Here is a 17076-nt window from a genome sequence, read left to right as displayed (position 1 = left end):
AAAGGTAGAAGTCTGTGAAACAGAACTCCCTGAATGGATGGTTCAAGAGCGGCGCCCCCGGCGTCTGGATCAGCGGTGGCGCGGTGTCCATCGCGGTCATCATGACCCTTGGTTTGCTGGCTGTGATTGCGGTGCGTGGTTTGGGCCACTTCTGGCCGGCTGACCTGATCCAGGCCAACTACGATGTCCCGGGCCAAGAAAACCATATCGTCATCGGCGAAGTGGTACAGAAAGAAGAAGTGCCGCGCGAGCGCCTGAAAAGCGCTGGCCTGCCCGTGCCCGACGTGGGCCCGGAATTCATGACCCGCGAGTTGATCAAAGTCGGTAACCGCGATCTGAACGGCAACGACTTCACATGGATCGTCGGCGAATGGCTGAAGAACCAGACCAAACCGCTGGAATTGATGACCATCGAGCGCCGTGAGTGGGGCAACTTCTACGGCACCCTGGTCAACGTCAAGCAGGATGGCAAGGTCATCGCCGAAGGCCAGGCTGCGTGGCCGGAGCTGCAGGCTCGGGTCGACCGCGTGAACAAGCTGGCGGCCCAGCTCAAGACCCTTGAGAAGTCCGATATCGGCGCGATCAACGCCGGTCTTGAACGTATCCGTCTGCACGGTCGCAAGCTGGAACTGGAAGGCAAGCTCGACGCCGCCGCCCAGGCCGACATGGACTCGGGCCGCGCCGAACTGAATGCCCGTTACCAGGACATCGAAGCGCGCCTGGCCGACCTGCACGCCCAATTCAACCGCGACGCCTTGACTGCCCGCGATGCGAACGGCAAGGAAGTCGAAATCGGCATCGGCAAAGTGGTCCACGCCTATCAGCCGAACGCCATGGGCACGATGACCAAGGTCGGCTTCTACTTCAGCAAGGTCTGGGAGTTCCTCAGCGACGACCCACGGGAAGCCAACACCGAAGGCGGGATCTTCCCGGCCATCTTCGGCACCGTGATGATGACCCTGATCATGGCGATGATCGTGACCCCGTTCGGCGTGCTGGCGGCGGTGTACCTGCGTGAATACGCCAAGCAGAACACCCTGACGCGGATCATCCGCATTGCCGTGAACAACCTGGCGGGCGTACCGGCCATCGTTTACGGCGTGTTCGGCCTGGGCTTCTTCGTGTATGTATTGGGTGGCTCGGTTGACCGCCTGTTTTTCGCCGAAGCCCTGCCGGCCCCGACCTTCGGCACGCCGGGCCTGTTGTGGGCGTCGCTGACCCTGGCGCTGCTGGCGGTGCCGGTGGTGATCGTGGCTACCGAGGAAGGCCTGGCGCGGATTCCTCGCACTGTGCGCGAAGGCTCGCTGGCACTCGGCGCGACCAAGGCGGAAACGCTGTGGAAGATCGTGCTGCCGATGGCCAGCCCGGCGATGATGACCGGCATGATCCTCGCCGTGGCCCGTGCCGCCGGTGAAGTAGCGCCGCTGATGCTGGTGGGCGTGGTCAAGCTGGCCCCGTCGCTGCCGCTGGACGGCAACTACCCTTACTTGCACCTTGACCAGAAGATCATGCACCTGGGCTTCCATATTTATGACGTCGGTTTCCAGAGCCCCAACGTCGAGGCCGCAAGGCCGCTGGTATATGCCACCGCGCTGTTGCTGGTGCTGGTGATCGCCACGCTCAACTTGTCGGCGGTGTGGATCCGTAACCACCTGCGCGAGAAGTACAAGGCGCTGGACAGTTAATTGAAGTAAACGCGGACTAAATGTGGGAGGGGGCTTGCCCCCGATAGCGGCGTATCAGAAACACATATGCTGGCTGACACACTGCTATCGGGGGCAAGCCCCCTCCCACACTAGACCACGATATACGCAGAATTTGAGTAAACCGCCCCCGGCGGTTCAACAACACGAATTGGTAGCACAGGGAGCATCCCATGCAACAAGAAACCCATTCCCATGGCATCAACATGTCTGCCCTGGGTCGTGACAAGCAGAGCCTGAGCCTGGCCCAGGAAACCGTGGCCATCGAAGTGCCGGGTCTGAGCCTGTACTACGGCGAAAAACAGGCGCTGTTCGACGTCAGCATGAACATCCCCAAGCAGCGCGTGACCGCCTTCATCGGCCCGTCGGGCTGCGGCAAGTCCACGCTGCTGCGCACCTTCAACCGCATGAACGACCTGGTCGACGGTTGCCGCGTGGACGGTGCGATCAACCTCTACGGCAGCAACATCTACCGCAAGGGTGAAGACGTGGCCGAGCTGCGTCGCCGGGTGGGCATGGTGTTCCAGAAGCCCAACCCGTTCCCCAAGACCATCTACGAAAACGTGGTCTACGGCTTGCGCATCCAGGGCATCAACAAGAAGCGCATCCTCGACGAAGCGGTCGAATGGGCGCTTAAAGGCGCCGCGCTGTGGGACGAGGTCAAGGACCGCCTGCACGACTCCGCACTCGGCCTGTCCGGCGGCCAGCAACAACGCCTGGTGATCGCGCGTACCATCGCCGTGGAACCGGAAGTGCTGCTGCTCGACGAACCTTGCTCGGCACTCGACCCGATCTCGACGTTGAAAGTCGAAGAACTGATCTACGAGCTCAAGTCCAAGTTCACCATCGTTATCGTGACTCACAACATGCAACAGGCGGCGCGGGTTTCCGACTACACCGCGTTCATGTACATGGGCAAGCTGGTGGAGTTCGGCGATACCGATACCCTGTTCACCAATCCGGCGAAGAAACAGACCGAAGACTACATCACCGGTCGCTACGGCTAGGAAGCTGTGGTTCAGATTGCATTGACGCTGCGGTTCTCCGCACCTTTCCGGACGCTCCAAGGACGCCAACATGATTAGCAAAGAAGGCCTTACCCACCACATCTCCGCGCAGTTCAACGCCGAGCTTGAGGAAGTGCGCAGCCACCTCCTGGCGATGGGCGGGCTGGTGGAGAAGCAAGTCAACGATGCGGTCACCGCGCTGATCGAGGCCGACTCGGGCCTGGCCCAGCAAGTGCGCGAGATCGATGACCAGATCAACCAGATGGAACGCAATATCGACGAAGAATGCCTGCGCATTCTCGCCCGTCGCCAGCCGGCGGCTTCCGACCTGCGCTTGATCATCAGTATTTCCAAGTCGGTGATCGACCTTGAGCGTATCGGCGATGAATCCACCAAGATCGCCCGCCGCGCCATCCAACTGTGCGAAGAAGGCGAAGCGCCGCGCGGTTATGTGGAAGTGCGGCATATCGGTGACCAGGTGCGCAACATGGTGCGCGATGCCCTGGACGCGTTTGCCCGTTTCGACGCCGAACTGGCGTTGTCGGTGGCCCAGTACGACAAGATCATCGACCGTGAGTACAAGACCGCCCTGCGCGAGCTGGCCACCTACATGATGGAAGACCCGCGCTCTATCACACGGGTCTTGAGCATTATCTGGGTGCTGCGTTCGCTGGAGCGGATCGGCGACCACGCGCGCAATATCTCGGAGTTGGTGATCTATCTGGTGCGTGGCACCGACGTGCGGCACATGGGCCTCAAGCGCATGAAAGCCGAAGTTGAAGGATCTACCGATCAAATCCCTAATGTTCCGGGCGAATCTGACGATAAGTAAGGTTGCCCGAGATATTAACGCCCGGCCTTTGGTCGGGCGTTTTCGTTTGTGGGCGCTGATTTTTTTGTGCGTGGGGTGAAAGAAAGTCCCAACACAACTACAGAGTTTTGGCAAAATGCCATCAGTCAGGCGTTCTGCGTGCCGCGTTTTTATAGGATAAAGGGTCGATGAGTAAAGTCAGTGTATTGGTGGTGGATGACGCCTCGTTTATTCGCGACCTGGTGAAGAAGTGCCTGCGCAATTACTTCCCCGGGATCAAGATTGAAGATGCGGTGAACGGCAAAAAGGCCCAGGCCATCCTGATGCGCGAAACCTTCGATCTGGTGTTGTGCGACTGGGAAATGCCCGAGATGTCCGGCCTGGAGCTGTTGACCTGGTGCCGTGAGCAACCGCAGCTCAAAGCCATGCCGTTCGTGATGGTGACCAGCCGCGGCGACAAAGAGAACGTGGTGCAGGCGATCCAGGCCGGGGTTTCCGGCTACGTCAGCAAACCGTTCACCAACGAACAGCTGTTGACCAAGGTCAAGCACGCTCTGCACAAGGTCGGGCGCCTCGACGCCCTGGTCGCCAGCGCACCGACCAAGATGAACTCAGCGTTCGGCAACGACTCCCTGAGCGCCCTGACCGGTGGCAAGCCCGAAGCGGTCAAGGTCGCTCCTGTCGCGGCGGCTGCACCGAGCAAAGGCCTGCTCAACAGCCCGCCCGTGAAGGTGGCTGCCGCCGCTGCGCCCGCCAGTGGTCGCGGGCAGGGTCAGTTGCGGCTGTCCAGCGGCACCCAGCAATGCGTGATCAAGGGCCTGAGCATCAAGGAAGCGCTGCTGGTGGTCCGTCGCGGTGAGGTCCTGCCTCAGGTACTGGAAAGCGCGGTGCTCGACCTTGAGCAAGGCGACAACGCCGAAGTCGCGCGCCTCAACGGCTACCTGCACGCCGTCGTCGCCTTCGAGCCCAAGCCCGACAGCGACTGGCTGCAACTGACTTTCCGCTTTATCGACCAGGATGCGCAGAAACTGGACTACATCTCGCGGCTGATCGCGCGGGGTACGGCGCAGAAGCATTTTGTGCCGGGTGCCTGATTCACAGAACGCCACCTGTCCTCTGTGGAAGGGGGCGTGCTCCCGATGGTCTTTCATTCAACATCTTCGTTGGCTGAACTACCGCAATCGCGAGCAAGCCCGCTCTTACATGTGAAGTTCGTTGTTTTCAGTATCGGGTAAATCTCACACGGTCTTGTCATCAAGCCTTGCTAGCCTGCCATTCAGTCCCCCCGGCAGGTTCGCGTCATGCTCATTCGCCTACTGCTGCTCTGCGTATTGGCCACGGTCGCCACGTCGACCCCGGCCATGACCCTCTACAAATCCACCGACGCCAATGGCGAGGTGTTTTTCAGCGACCGGCAAACCCCCGGCGCCCAGGCGTTTGTGATCCGGGAGCGGGGGGCCGTGCGCGTGCAACGGCCGGTGCTCGACCGGCCAAGGCCCGGTTATCCCCAGCAGGCCTACCGCTACCCCTTGCCCTGGCGCGGCGGGCCGTTTCGCCTGAGCCAAGGCCCCAACGGCAGCTTCAGCCATACCGACGCCAAAAGCCGCTACGCCATGGACATTGCCATGCCCGAAGGCACGCCGATCATTGCGGCGCGCAGCGGCAGGGTGGTGAAGATCGAGAATGACCAGGCCGGGCGCGGCAACGATGCGTCAGGGAATTTCGTGCGGGTGCTGCACGATGACGGCACCCAGGGCGTGTACCTGCACCTCAAGCAAGGGTCGGTCAGCGTCAGGCCGGGGCAGCGGGTGGCGGTGGGCAGTGCGCTGGGGTTGTCGGGCAACACCGGCAACAGCAGCGGGCCGCACCTGCACTTTGTGGTGCAGCAGCGGACCGAGGCGGGGCTGGTATCGATCCCGTATGAGTTCAACCAGCCCGTGGGGGTATTGCCCAATTTTGCCTTGGGCAATTGACGGTCAGTCCAGCAGCAGGACCTTGGCCAACACGATTTTCGGCCCTTTCATCTTCTTGATGATGATCCGCAGGCCTTCAACCTCGAGGACTTCTTCCTCTTCCGGCACCCGCTTGAGGGTGTCGTAGACCAGCCCGGCCAGGGTTTCCGCTTCGATGTGGTCGAGGTCGACGCCAAGCAGGCGTTCCACCTTGAACAGCGGCGTATCGCCGCGTACCAGCAGTTTGCCCGGCTGGTAGGCGAGGATGCCGCGCTCGGCCTTGCGGTGTTCGTCCTGGATATCGCCCACCAGCACTTCGAGCACGTCTTCCATGGTCAGGTAGCCGATGACCTTGCCGTCGGCTTCTTCCACCAGGGCGAAGTGCGCGCCGCCTTTGCGGAACTGCTCCAGCAACTGCGACAGCGGCATGTGCCGCGACACGCGCTCCAGCGGGCGGGTCAGTTCGGCCAGGTTGAACGACTCGGGGAGATGGTCCAGGTTCGCCAGTTCCAGCAGCAGGTCCTTGATGTGCAGCAGGCCGACAAACTCGTTGCGCTGCGCGTCATACACCGGGTAACGGCTGAATTTGTGGCGACGGAACAGCGCGAGGATTTCCTTGAGCGGGGCGTTGAAGTCCAGGGTCACCAGGTCTTCCCGCGAGTTGGCCCAGTCGACCACTTCCAGTTCGCCCATTTCCACGGCCGAGGCCAAGACGCGCATGCCTTGGTCGCTGGGGTCCTGGCCACGGCTGGAGTGCAGGATCAGCTTGAGTTCTTCGCGGCTGTACTGGTGCTCATGGTGCGGGCCGGGTTCGCCTTGCCCAGCGATCCGCAGGATGGCATTGGCGCTGGCGTTGAGCAGGTAGATTGCCGGGTACATGGCCCAGTAGAACAGGTACAGCGGCACCGCCGTCCACAGCGACAGCAGTTCCGGCTTGCGAATGGCCCAGGACTTGGGCGCCAGTTCACCGACCACGATGTGCAGGTAGGAAATCAGGAAGAAGGCGGAAAAGAACGACACGCCTTTGATCACTTCCGGCGACTCGACGCCAGCGGCGCCCAGCAGCGGCTCGAGGATATGCGCAAACGCCGGCTCGCCGACCCAGCCCAGGCCCAGGGAGGCGAGGGTGATACCCAGCTGGCAGGCCGACAGGTAGGCGTCGAGCTGGCGGTGGACGGTGCGCAGGATCTGCCCGCGCCAACCGTTGGTGTGGGCGATGGCCTCGACCCGCGTGGAGCGCAGTTTGACCATGGCAAACTCCGCCGCAACGAAGAACGCGTTGAGCAGTACCAGGATCAGTGCAAAAAGAATCATGCCGAAATCGGCGAAGAGTGTGGCGAGGGTGATACCTGGGGAAGGGTCCATGATGGGGTTTTGCGGGTTCCGTATGTTCAATAGGGGTGACAGGAGCGCCTGAAAGGCGGACACAAGTCGGCCAATGTAGCGGCTGGCGCAGCGCTTGCCTAGTGGTTGCTGCCTGGTGGAGCCAGGAATACCTGCTTTGGAACAATGCAATTCCAAATGTGGGAGGGGGCTTGCTCCCACATTTAGCGTTGTATTGTGTCCGGGCTATTCATCATTCACGACCATCCGCGAACGGGTTACCTGGGGCGGCGGAAAATGGCAGGTAAAGGTGCTGCCGTGGCCGAGCACACTGCTGATTTCCAGGCGTGCGCGGTGGCGCAGCAGCACGTGCTTGACGATCGCCAGGCCCAGCCCAGTGCCGCCGGTGTTGGAGTTGCGGCTGGAGTCGACGCGGTAGAAGCGCTCGGTCAGGCGCGGCAGGTGCTTGGCGTCGATGCCGATGCCGGAGTCTTGCACACTCAGGTGCGCGCCCTGGGCGTCGGCCCACCAGCGGATGCGGATATTGCCCTTGTCCGGTGTGTACTTCACGGCGTTGAACACCAGGTTGGAAAACGCGCTGCGCAATTCGCCTTCGCTGCCTTTGAGCAGTACCGACGGGTCGGCTTCCAGGGTGATCTGTTGCCCGCGTTGGCCGGAGAGGGCCTGGGCGTCGTTCTTGATGGTCTGCAACAGGCTTTGCACTGCCACCGGGTGGTTATCCGACGGGTAATCGGTCGCCTCCAGCTTGGCCAGCAACAGCAGGTCATTGAGCAGGGTTTGCATGCGCGAGCCTTGCTGCTGCATCTGCTGCAGGGCGCGGCTCCAGCGCGGGTTGATCTCGTCGACGTTGTCCAGCAGCGTCTCCAGGTAGCCGCAGATCACCGTCAACGGGGTGCGCAGCTCGTGGGAGACGTTGGCAACGAAGTCCTTGCGCATCTGTTCCAACTGGTGGATGCGGGTTACGTCGCGCACCAGCATCAAGTGTTCGTTGTTGCCGTAGCGCGTCAGGTACAGCTGGATGCGTACGCGGTCGTTGGTGGGCGAGGGAATTTCCAGGGCTTCTTCGTAGTTTTCCTGCTCGAAGTATTCCTTGAAGCGCGGGTGGCGGACCAGGTTGGTCACCGGTTGGCCGCTGTCCTGGGGCGTCTTGAGGCCCAGCAGGGTCTCGGCGGCGCGGTTCCACCATTCGAGGTTGCCGTCGCTGTCGAGCATGATCACTGCGTCTTTCAGCGCGGCGGTGGACTCCTGCACCCGGTCGATCACCGCTTGCAGGCGCCCGCGTACCCGTTGGTCGCGGCGTTGCAGGTGGTAGATGCTGTCGAACACCTCGCCCCACAGGCCGTAGCCGTCGGGTGGCGCTTCATCGGGTTTGTGTTGGCGCAGCCATTCATGCAGGCGCAGCAATTGCTTGAGGGTCCAGCCCAGGTACAGACCAATGCCGACGGCCAGGCTCCAGCCGTATTGGCCGCTGATCAGGCCTACCAGCAAGCAGCCGGTGATCAACAGCAGCAGGTGGCGGATCAGCGTGCCATGCCAGTTTTGGTTCACTTGAACATGCGTCCTTGTCAGCTGTTAAGTCAGGCTCTTGCGTTCAGAAACCGGCTGGCTCAGCCCTTGGTGGAAAACCGATAGCCGGTGCCGCGCACGGTTTGTACCAGATTCTCGTAGGCATCGCCCAGGGCTTTGCGCAGGCGACGGATATGCACGTCCACGGTGCGCTCTTCCACATACACATTGCCGCCCCACACTTGGTCCAGCAACTGGCCGCGGGTGTAGGCGCGTTCCTGGTGGGTCATGAAGAACTGCAGCAGACGGTATTCGGTCGGGCCCATCTCGGCGGGCTTGCCGTCGATGGTCACGCGGTGGCTGATCGGGTCCAGCAACAGGCCGCCGACTTCGATCGGTGCTTCGCCATCGGTCGGGCCGGCGCGGCGCAGTACGGCTTTCAGGCGTGCGACCAGTTCCCGTGGGGAAAACGGCTTGGTGATGTAGTCATCGGCGCCGACTTCCAGGCCCTGGATCTTGTTGTCTTCTTCGCCCTTGGCCGTGAGCATGATGATCGGGATGTCGCCGGTCAGCTCGTCACGCTTGAGACGCCGCGCCAGTTCGATGCCGGAGGTGCCGGGCAGCATCCAGTCGAGCAGAATCAGGTCCGGTTTGCGGTCGACGATAATGGCATGGGCCTGCTGCGAGTTCTCCGCTTCCAGGCAGTCATAGCCGGCCATTTCCAACGCGACGGCGATCATCTCGCGAATGGGCGCTTCGTCGTCGACGATCAGAATGCTCCTGCCAACCATGCCTAAAATCCTCTTGTCATTTAACTGTCTTGCGCCGCATTAGATAACGGAATTATTGCAGTCGTGTGACAGTAATTTAGCTGCTCGCGCAATTCCCGCCTGCGTGGACTACGCTTTGGGTCCGAATCCTGACAACCACAAAAGGAAGGTTCCGATGACTTACAGTACTTTTTCCTGGAAGGCCCTGCTGGTCACGGCGGCGTTGACGCTGCCGACCCTGGCATTCGCGGCGGACCCCGCGACGACCAAAGACGGGATATTGGTCGATCACAACGGCATGACGCTCTATACCTTCGCCAAGGACGCCAATGGCAAATCCATGTGCAACGATAAGTGCGCCGCCAACTGGCCGCCATTGACGGCGGCGTCCACCGACAAGCCCATGGGCAAATGGACCGTGATCACCCGTGACGACCAGAAGAGTCAGTGGGCCTACAGCGGCAAGCCGCTCTACACCTTCGTCATGGACAAGAAGGCCGGCGACATGACCGGTGAAGGCAAGATGGACGGGGCCTGGAAAGTCGCCAAGCCTTAGTTGGGCCCTCGCGATGAGGGGCCTGGCCCCTCATCGAAACCCGTAATCCGCGACAATCCCGACAAAGATCGCCAACCCGGCCCAGTGGTTGTGCAAAAACGCCTTGAAGCACTTCATCCGGTCCCTGTCCCGGGTGTACCAGAATTCCCAGGCAAAACAGCCCGCCGCCGCCAGCAACCCCAGGTGGAACCAGCCGCCCAGCTCGAACCGCGCGCCGGCCAGCAACAGGCACGCCAGCGCCAGGCCTTGCAGGGTCAGAATGATCGCCCGGTCGGCGTCGCCAAACAGGATGGCGGTGGATTTCACGCCGATCTTCAAATCGTCGTCGCGGTCGGTCATGGCGTAATAGGTGTCGTAGCCCACCGTCCACAGCACATTGGCGATGTACAGCAGCCACGCGGCGGCAGGCAGGTTGCCGGTTTCGGCGGTGAACGCCATCGGCATGCCCCAGGAAAACGCCGCGCCCAGCACCACTTGCGGGTAATAGGTGTAGCGCTTCATGAACGGATAGCTCGCCGCCAGCGCCAGGCCGCCGAGGGACAGCAGGATGGTCGTCGCGTTGGTCAGCAGCACCAGCAGGAAGCTGATGCCCATCAGCAGCGCGAAAAACACCAGCGCCTCTTTCGAGCTGATCTTGCCGCTGACCAGTGGGCGTTGCTCGGTGCGCTTCACGTGGCCGTCGACCTTGCGGTCGGCCCAGTCGTTGATCACGCAACCGCCGGCGCGAGTGAGCACCACGCCGAGCACGAAAATCAGGATATTGATCAAGGACGGCGAGCCCTTGCCGGCGATCCACAGCGCCCACAGCGTCGGCCACAGCAGCAGGTAGATGCCGATGGGTTTGTCCATGCGCGTCAACTGAATGAAATCCCAGGCCCTGGGGTTCAGACGGTTCAAGGATTTGAGCAGGCGTTGATACATCAGCGGTTCTCCGGGTGGTCATGCACCGCGTGCCACAGGCTCGGCAGGAAGATTTCGGCGACCAGCACGCTCAGCGCCCCGCGATCGAACCGCGAGCGGCGCGCCCACAGCCCGTCGAGCTGATCCGCGGGGGGCAGCCATGGGCGCGGGTAATGGCAGACCTCGATCGCCCGGCGCGTGAAGGCGCGGTCGCAGAACAGCAGCTCGCCCAGGGAGCGGCTCCCCAGCTCGTCCATATGCAACCCGTCGCCTTGCAACGCACTGCGCGACGCCACGCTGCGGGCAAACACCCACGGCTGGCCATGCCCGCGCAAATACACCTCGCGCACCCAACCGATGCTGGCCTGGGGCAGGTCAAGCGCCGCGCACTCATCGTCGCGCAACGGCTGCCAGCCTTCGCACAGCGGCGTCACGCTGAAACTGTCGCTGGACAGCCCCGTCAGGCGCCGCGTCAGCGAGCCCTCGTCGAACAGCCAGTCAAGGGTCAACGGCGCGGGCAGGGGGCTCAGAAGGCTCTGGGTCAGCCATTGGCAAGCATCGGGAAGGGCGATTGAGTGCGGCACGGTGCGTCAATATTGGCAGCAAAAGAGGCGGCGAGCTTACCATGGCGTCCGGCTCTTTTGCCGGGCTGAACCGGTGCCTTGTGTCGATCGTACTTGCATCTGCAGGCCCCGATCAGTACAAAACGCGCTGAGCCGCACGGCAACGCGGGATCTATCGACCGTCGGCCAACCTGCCTGGACCCTGAGGAAGCAAGTAAATGAAGAAGTGGCAATGCATAGTCTGCGGCCTGATCTATGACGAGAAAGACGGCTGGCCGGACGACGGAATCGCTCCGGGTACCCTGTGGCAGGACGTTCCGGAAGACTGGCTGTGCCCGGACTGCGGCGTGGGCAAAGTGGATTTCGAAATGATTGAAATCGCGTAATCGCGAATTTAAGAAACGTACTACAAGGAGAAAGGAATGAACGCACCTGTCGTGATCATCGGCACAGGGCTCGCCGGTTACAACGTGGCCCGCGAGTTTCGCAAGCTCGACAGCGATACCCCGTTGTTGCTGATCACCGCGGATGATGGGCGCTCCTACTCCAAGCCCATGCTCTCCACCGGCTTTGCCAAGAACAAGGAAGCCGATGGCCTGAGCATGGCTGAACCCGGTGCCATGGCCGAGCAACTCAAGGCCGAGGTACGCACTCATACCCGTATCACCGGTATTGACCCGGGCCACAAGCGCTTGTGGATCGGCGAAGAAGCGGTGACTTACCGCGACCTGGTCCTGGCCTGGGGCGCGGAAACCGTGCGCGTGCCGGTCGAAGGCGACGCCGCGGAGCTGATTTTCCCGATCAACGATCTTGAAGACTACGCCCGCTTTCGCGCGGCAGCCGTCGGTAAACGCCGCGTGCTGCTGCTTGGCGCCGGCCTGATCGGCTGCGAATTCGCCAACGACCTGATCCTCGGCGGCTACGAAATCGACCTGGTGGCACCGTGCGAGCAAGTCATGCCGACCCTGCTGCACCCAGCGGCGGCCGCAGCGGTACAAGCCGGGCTGGAAGGCCTTGGGGCGCGCTTCCACCTGGGCCCGGTGCTCAACCGCCTGCAACGCAGCGCCGAAGGTCTGGAAGCGCACCTGTCGGACGGTGAAGTGATCCAGTGCGACCTGGTGGTCTCGGCCATCGGCCTGCGCCCGCGTGTCGACCTGGCCGCGGCTGCCGGCTTGCAGGTCAACCGTGGGATCGTGGTCGACCGCCACCTCAAGACCTCCCACGCCAACATCTATGCCCTGGGCGACTGCGCCGAGGTCGATGGCCTGAACCTGCTGTACGTCATGCCGCTGATGAGCTGCGCCCGCGCCTTGGCCCAGACGCTGGCGGGCAACGCCACGGCCGTCAGCTACGGGCCGATGCCGGTCACCGTGAAAACCCCGGTCTGCCCGCTGGTGGTTTCGCCACCGCCACGGGGCGCCGAAGGCGTATGGAGCGTCGAAGGGCAGGGCGCTGACATCAAGGCCCTGTGCCGCGATGCCAGCGGCCGCCTGCTGGGCTACGCGCTGACCGGCAGCGCCGTGATGGAAAAACTGGCGTTGAACAAAGAACTTCCGCCGCTGCTGGCGTAAATACTGGTCGTTCTGTCGGAATAACCCTATTTTTCACCCTAGAAAGGTCGCCACGAGACTGGCGCGGCGTCCGAGGGCATGCCATCCTCACTCCCGTCTGCCGCAGAGTAGAGCCTGCGGCGCCTTGGGCGCTGCTCCATTAGAGAGCAGCACGGACATAACAACAAAAAACCGTCAAAGAGGCTTCACTTATGCGTAAACCAGAACTCGCAGCCGCCATCGCTGAAAAAGCGGACCTCACCAAAGAACAGGCGAATCGCGTCCTCAACGCCGTTCTCGAAGAAATCACCGGCGCCCTGCACCGCAAGGACAGCGTCACCCTGGTTGGCTTCGGCACCTTCCTGCAACGCCACCGCGGCGCCCGCACCGGCAAAAACCCGCAAACCGGTGAGCCTGTGAAAATCAAGGCCAGCAATACCGTTGCGTTCAAGCCGGGCAAGTCGCTCAAAGACAGCGTCAACCCGTAATAGCGGTATCGTCTCGAAGGGGGCGGGGAGGTAGAAAAAGTGGGCACGCCGACTGGGTCGGGTGCCCATTTTTTGTGCGTGTGGAAAAGCAATCGAGGCGCAAGGAGGGGGCTCACGGCTTATACAGTTATTAATATTAGCGGGGCAGAGTTTTTTATTGTTTGTAAAGGACGATTACTTACGCACTGGAACTTAATGGGTATGAGGCGCCACCTATTAGTCGAGATTGCAGGGACGCGCTCAAGACTATTTTAAAGAGGTGTCTCAATGAAACTCACTGATCTAACTTATATTCCTCCAATTACTCCATCACCTCAGCCAACTGTGCCAGGAAACTCAGTTCCGTTGACGTCGGGTAATGGGCAGCAAACGGCTGACTCCTCGAAGATTGTATATGGTTCGAATGCGGGTAACGGAGGGGGTATTGAATATCCCACGGCGAGTAATGAGAAAATAGGTGCTTCTGAGTTAAGTGGCGCTACTAAGGCTGGCGGAGGACGCAGGGGGGGAGGGTCAAGTGGACATGGAGGTTCCGGAAGTGGATCGAATCCAGGTTCGAATCCAGGATCGAATCCAGGATCGAATCCAGGTTCGAATCCAGGTTCGAATCCAGGTTCGAATCCAGGTTCGAATCCTCTGCCAAATGGGCAAGGAGGTCCGAATCCTCAGGCAAATGGATCAGGGGGCTCCAATCCTCGGTCAAATAAACAAGGAGGCTCCCATCCTCTGCCAAACCCCAAAGCCGCGTCACCTGGTATTAAGGATTCTTTAAAGACCACGCAAAATATTAACGATCTACACGATAAAAATGGGTTCCCGCCGCTCTCTTCTGAACTGGCGTCCAGCGCGCGCAACTCACTTATCAGTGGGGGGGTAAATTTACTGGTGAATATCCCCTTGAATGTGGGGGAACATTTGGCTTCCAAAGCCATCATCGATAGAATCGAAGCGCAAGCTGCAATGCCAGGCGCGGCAAAAAAGAACGCGGACGGCACGACCACGACCGTAGACCCGGCAGCAACAGAAAAGCAAAAAATAGACGCGCGCCTCGAAGACAGTGAAATAAAAACAGAGTTGATGGTCAACCAGATCCTTTCCATTAACGAAGGATCTGAGGCTAATGCGGTTAGTAAAAAATCGGATGCACCAAAAGACACAGCCGGGCGCTTGACCAATCAAGAAAAAACCATGGATGGCATAGAAGCCCAGCTGCAAGACCTGGGTACACGATACGACCTTGTTTATAAGCCGTATGAAGCGCCGAAGTCGTCGGACGCACCGACTGACAAGTCTCGTATGGATGCGATTGAACTGCGCCACAAGCACATGAACAGAATGATTAAAAGATTGATAACGCTTGTAGAATCGGATGTAACGTAGTTTTGATAGACTCTTGATTCAAGAGTGGAGAGTGGCGGATTTGTTTAGGCAAGTCCGCCCTTTAATTTTGAAGTGTTTTTCATACTGTGCAACTGAACCGCCATGTGGGTACGTAGCCTCATAGGCAGACTTTCTGACAAGCTGCATTGTTGTATTGCCGGATTTTGCGTCGAAGTCATCAACCTGGTGCCAGGTATAGTGTTTCTTGGCGCTTCTAGGAATACCTGGTTCTTTGTAGGCTTGAGTAAAGTCGCGCGATCTAGAGCCTTGCATCTTGATCGTCACGATATTTCTGTGTGAGCCTTTTATCGGATACAGGTCACTGCTGCCAGTAAAGTCCACCCCTGCATACGCCCAGCCCCATGGATCGGCCCATCCAATTGGGTTCGGCGCGAATTGGTAAAGATGGAGGCCACCTTCCAACCCAATCGGATCCGGCGTCGTAAACCGCCCCACATCCGGATCATAAAACCTAAACGTATTGAAATGCAGCCCCGTCTCCCGGTCCATATGCTCCTGCAACAACCGCAGGCCATCCCACATGAACCGGGTTTCGCCCAGCGGATAGCCGTCGCGGCCATGCTCGGTTTTTTCAATACGCCGGCCCAGCGGGTCATAGGTCATCCTGAGCACGCTGCCGTTTTCATTGCGTACTTCAATCAGCCGGCTTTCGGCGTCGTAGGCAAAGCGCTGCACGCCGCGTTTGGCGCTGCGTTTTTCGATCATGCGGCCAAAGGCGTCGTAGCGGTAACGCTTGTCCTGGTAGGTCAGCAGTTTGTTATGCACCACCAGCCCGGCACCGGGTTGCGGGCCGTCGAGCAGGTTGGCGGCGGCATGCTCGAACTGCTTTTGTGCCGGTGTAGGCAACGGTGGCGTGAGCGCAGGTACACGTGCGGTTAGTCGTAACAATATTGCTCTGTCAGGTCGCAGAGTGTATGAGGAGCAGCCAGTAATCGGGATGCAAGAGGAATATACCCCGGAATCATTTTTTGCTGTTCATCACCGGATCCGCGAGGTTTGTGTCGCCGTCATTCATGCGCTGCAAAAGTTTGACTGCTCGAGAGAAACCTTGAGCAGCGGAGCGCTCCAACCACTGCCGGGCTTGTTCAAAATTCTGTTCGACTATCCATCCATCAACGTACATTTTACCCAGATCAAACTCTCCATGGGCATCACCGGACTCAGCTCTGGGGAAGTGGAATTTCACCTCTTTAGAGATCGTATTAATTTCCCAATAGTCGCGCTTGTTTGCTTGGAAAAGGCGAATGGTTTGATCGTCCACCCATTCAACAGCGCCTAGCAGTGATTCGAAAAGTCCCAGCGATATGCCAATTCGTGTGGCAGTAAAAAACTCGGTTGGTGTGTTTTTGGGGCCTTGCACCAAGACGCCGATATTAATGTATCGATCCGTGCGCCAGGCGGCTGACGCCGTGAGCGTTTTAGCTGGGTTTTTCAGTGAGCGGCCTGAAGTACCGGAAAACTGATAGCCACGTTTGACAATCGCTGCATGAAGTTTATGTATTGGGTCGGTATCCCAACCTTTGAGAGTTGCTAATGATAGGAGCGCCTCATTGATATCGTCGATTAAGCACTGGCGAATGACGGCGTCTGTAGCTTCCGTCGGCAGGTCCTGTAAGCGCTTGAAAGGATGAGAGTAGGTGCAAACATTTGTAAGTGTCAGCTCTGCTTCCTCTGGCGCTTGCTGAAGAACCACTTTGGCAACTCCACCAGTAGAAAGCTTGCAAGTGGTCGTTAGAAGATAAATATAGAGTACGGCGGCCTCTCGAACGCTGTGAGCCTGCAGGCGGTCTGTAGTTGGAATAATTTCGAGTGTTGATAAATATTTGCTCATCAGAGTTTCTATCTCGTCGCATTTGGCAGTGAGTTGCCCACAGGATTAATCCCGACTTTTGGAAATGAAGGTGTTTGACCTGCTCGCTGAGCGGCTACTGAGTAACCATTGACTCTACCTTGTTCAACTTTAAGAGCCTTGGTGCGTGTTACATTTTTTCTGATTATGGCGGACTCGTATTTATCAGAACTCCCCCTGTTAAGTCTGCGTACCTGCGACTGCGCTCGGTAAGATTTCCCATTTTTGGAAATTTTCCCACCGCTGATACCATATTTGTACACCTGCCCAGTCGTTTTGTTACGAATGACGTATACATGATTTACCTTGTTATTTTGTCTGGAATTTCCGTTTGCAGCGCCGCAAGTTTTCCATCCCCATGGATCGATCCATGCAATCGGATTTGATGCGTATTGGTAGAGATTAAGCTCTCCGTCCAACCCAATCGGATCCGGCGTAGTAAACCGCCCCACATCCGGATCATAAAACCTAAACGTATTGAAATGCAGCCCCGTCTCCCGGTCCAGATACTGCCCCTGAAACCGCAAATTCTGCTCTTCAATGTAATAAGGCTCGCGCGCCTCTATCTAGCGTGTTACCCCATATCTGATACGTTACCTGCCAGGCCCTGTGTCTGGGGTCAACTTCCAAGCACCGCGCTTCACTTCAAATATATGTGGTTTGCCGTGGCTGTCTT

The 17076-nt window shown here is 59.4% G+C and carries 16 protein-coding genes and 2 pseudogenes; 10 read left to right on the top strand and 8 right to left on the bottom strand.

From position 1 onward, the window contains the following. Positions 1-14 precede the first annotated feature (14 nt). The 5 genes from pstA to LQ249_RS00430 all read left to right on the top strand — a co-directional run bounded on the left by pstA (position 15) and on the right by LQ249_RS00430 (position 5494). The gene (gene pstA / locus LQ249_RS00450) at positions 15-1685 is read left to right on the top strand and encodes a phosphate ABC transporter permease PstA (protein ID WP_169881609.1); all 1671 of its coding nucleotides are present in this window, start codon (positions 15-17) and stop codon (positions 1683-1685) included. 191 nt (positions 1686-1876) lie between these two features. Then, positions 1877-2710 (top strand): phosphate ABC transporter ATP-binding protein PstB, encoded by an 834-nt coding sequence (gene pstB / locus LQ249_RS00445; protein ID WP_057005216.1) that lies wholly within the window; start codon positions 1877-1879, stop codon positions 2708-2710. Positions 2711-2780: 70 nt separating this feature from the next. Next, positions 2781-3542, top strand: a complete 762-nt coding sequence (gene phoU / locus LQ249_RS00440) for a phosphate signaling complex protein PhoU (RefSeq protein ID WP_017850000.1) — start codon at positions 2781-2783, stop codon at positions 3540-3542. Positions 3543-3709: 167 nt separating this feature from the next. Beyond that, positions 3710-4615 carry a response regulator gene (locus tag LQ249_RS00435; RefSeq protein ID WP_232566106.1) on the top strand — a complete coding sequence of 302 codons (906 nt, stop codon included), beginning with the start codon at positions 3710-3712 and terminating at the stop codon, positions 4613-4615. Positions 4616-4822: 207 nt separating this feature from the next. Continuing rightward, on the top strand, positions 4823-5494 hold the full coding sequence (locus LQ249_RS00430) for a M23 family metallopeptidase (RefSeq protein ID WP_017849998.1): 672 nt from the start codon (positions 4823-4825) through the stop codon (positions 5492-5494). A gap of 3 nt (positions 5495-5497) precedes the next feature. Here LQ249_RS00430 and LQ249_RS00425 read toward each other — a convergent pair whose 3' ends face one another. The 3 genes from LQ249_RS00425 to phoB all read right to left on the bottom strand — a co-directional run bounded on the left by LQ249_RS00425 (position 5498) and on the right by phoB (position 9114). Continuing rightward, on the bottom strand, positions 5498-6838 hold the full coding sequence (locus tag LQ249_RS00425) for a hemolysin family protein (protein ID WP_046381622.1): 1341 nt from the start codon (positions 6836-6838) through the stop codon (positions 5498-5500). A gap of 204 nt (positions 6839-7042) precedes the next feature. Continuing rightward, a complete protein-coding gene (phoR, locus tag LQ249_RS00420) occupies positions 7043-8365 on the bottom strand; it encodes a phosphate regulon sensor histidine kinase PhoR (protein ID WP_017849996.1) in 1323 nt (440 codons plus the stop codon). Between the two features lie 59 nt (positions 8366-8424). Continuing rightward, positions 8425-9114, bottom strand: a complete 690-nt coding sequence (gene phoB / locus LQ249_RS00415; RefSeq protein ID WP_003176964.1) for a phosphate regulon transcriptional regulator PhoB — start codon at positions 9112-9114, stop codon at positions 8425-8427. Between the two features lie 154 nt (positions 9115-9268). On the opposite strand from phoB, the gene LQ249_RS00410 reads away from it, so the two are divergent. Beyond that, positions 9269-9649 carry a COG4315 family predicted lipoprotein gene (locus tag LQ249_RS00410; protein WP_046381623.1) on the top strand — a complete coding sequence of 127 codons (381 nt, stop codon included), beginning with the start codon at positions 9269-9271 and terminating at the stop codon, positions 9647-9649. 30 nt (positions 9650-9679) lie between these two features. Here LQ249_RS00410 and ubiA read toward each other — a convergent pair whose 3' ends face one another. Further along, positions 9680-10570, bottom strand: coding sequence for a 4-hydroxybenzoate octaprenyltransferase (ubiA, locus tag LQ249_RS00405; protein ID WP_046485965.1), 891 nt, complete (start codon positions 10568-10570; stop codon positions 9680-9682). Further along, positions 10570-11133 carry a chorismate lyase gene (locus LQ249_RS00400; protein ID WP_017849993.1) on the bottom strand — a complete coding sequence of 188 codons (564 nt, stop codon included), beginning with the start codon at positions 11131-11133 and terminating at the stop codon, positions 10570-10572. The genes ubiA and LQ249_RS00400 overlap by 1 nt, the downstream gene beginning before the upstream one ends. A gap of 197 nt (positions 11134-11330) precedes the next feature. On the opposite strand from LQ249_RS00400, the gene LQ249_RS00395 reads away from it, so the two are divergent. The 4 genes from LQ249_RS00395 (at position 11331) to LQ249_RS00380 (ending at position 14530) form a co-directional block, all read left to right on the top strand. Next, positions 11331-11498 carry a rubredoxin gene (locus tag LQ249_RS00395; RefSeq protein WP_079444948.1) on the top strand — a complete coding sequence of 56 codons (168 nt, stop codon included), beginning with the start codon at positions 11331-11333 and terminating at the stop codon, positions 11496-11498. Between the two features lie 36 nt (positions 11499-11534). Continuing rightward, complete coding sequence (locus LQ249_RS00390; RefSeq protein WP_057005217.1) at positions 11535-12683, top strand: NAD(P)/FAD-dependent oxidoreductase; 1149 nt, start codon at positions 11535-11537, stop codon at positions 12681-12683. Positions 12684-12874: 191 nt separating this feature from the next. Next, positions 12875-13150 carry an HU family DNA-binding protein gene (locus LQ249_RS00385; RefSeq protein WP_003213368.1) on the top strand — a complete coding sequence of 92 codons (276 nt, stop codon included), beginning with the start codon at positions 12875-12877 and terminating at the stop codon, positions 13148-13150. Positions 13151-13417: 267 nt separating this feature from the next. Beyond that, entirely contained in the window at positions 13418-14530 is a 1113-nt protein-coding gene (locus tag LQ249_RS00380) for a hypothetical protein (RefSeq protein WP_232566105.1), read from the top strand. Positions 14531-14548: 18 nt separating this feature from the next. On the opposite strand, the pseudogene LQ249_RS00375 reads toward LQ249_RS00380, so the two are convergent. The 3 genes and pseudogenes from LQ249_RS00375 to LQ249_RS00365 all read right to left on the bottom strand — a co-directional run. Beyond that, positions 14549-15364: pseudogene (locus tag LQ249_RS00375) on the bottom strand (RHS repeat-associated core domain-containing protein); the annotation flags it as partial. Positions 15365-15512: 148 nt separating this feature from the next. Beyond that, positions 15513-16382, bottom strand: a complete 870-nt coding sequence (locus tag LQ249_RS00370) for a tetratricopeptide repeat protein (RefSeq protein ID WP_232566104.1) — start codon at positions 16380-16382, stop codon at positions 15513-15515. Between the two features lie 8 nt (positions 16383-16390). Next, positions 16391-17012: pseudogene (locus LQ249_RS00365) on the bottom strand (RHS repeat-associated core domain-containing protein); the annotation flags it as partial. Positions 17013-17076 lie beyond the last annotated feature (64 nt).

Origin of the sequence: Pseudomonas sp. 7-41 (assembly GCF_021233075.1) — a bacterium.
In the GTDB taxonomy this organism is placed as follows: Bacteria; Pseudomonadota; Gammaproteobacteria; order Pseudomonadales; family Pseudomonadaceae; genus Aquipseudomonas; species Aquipseudomonas veronii.
The sequence above is the reverse complement of the archived record's forward strand: the minus strand, read 5'-3'. Positions and strand labels throughout refer to the sequence as shown.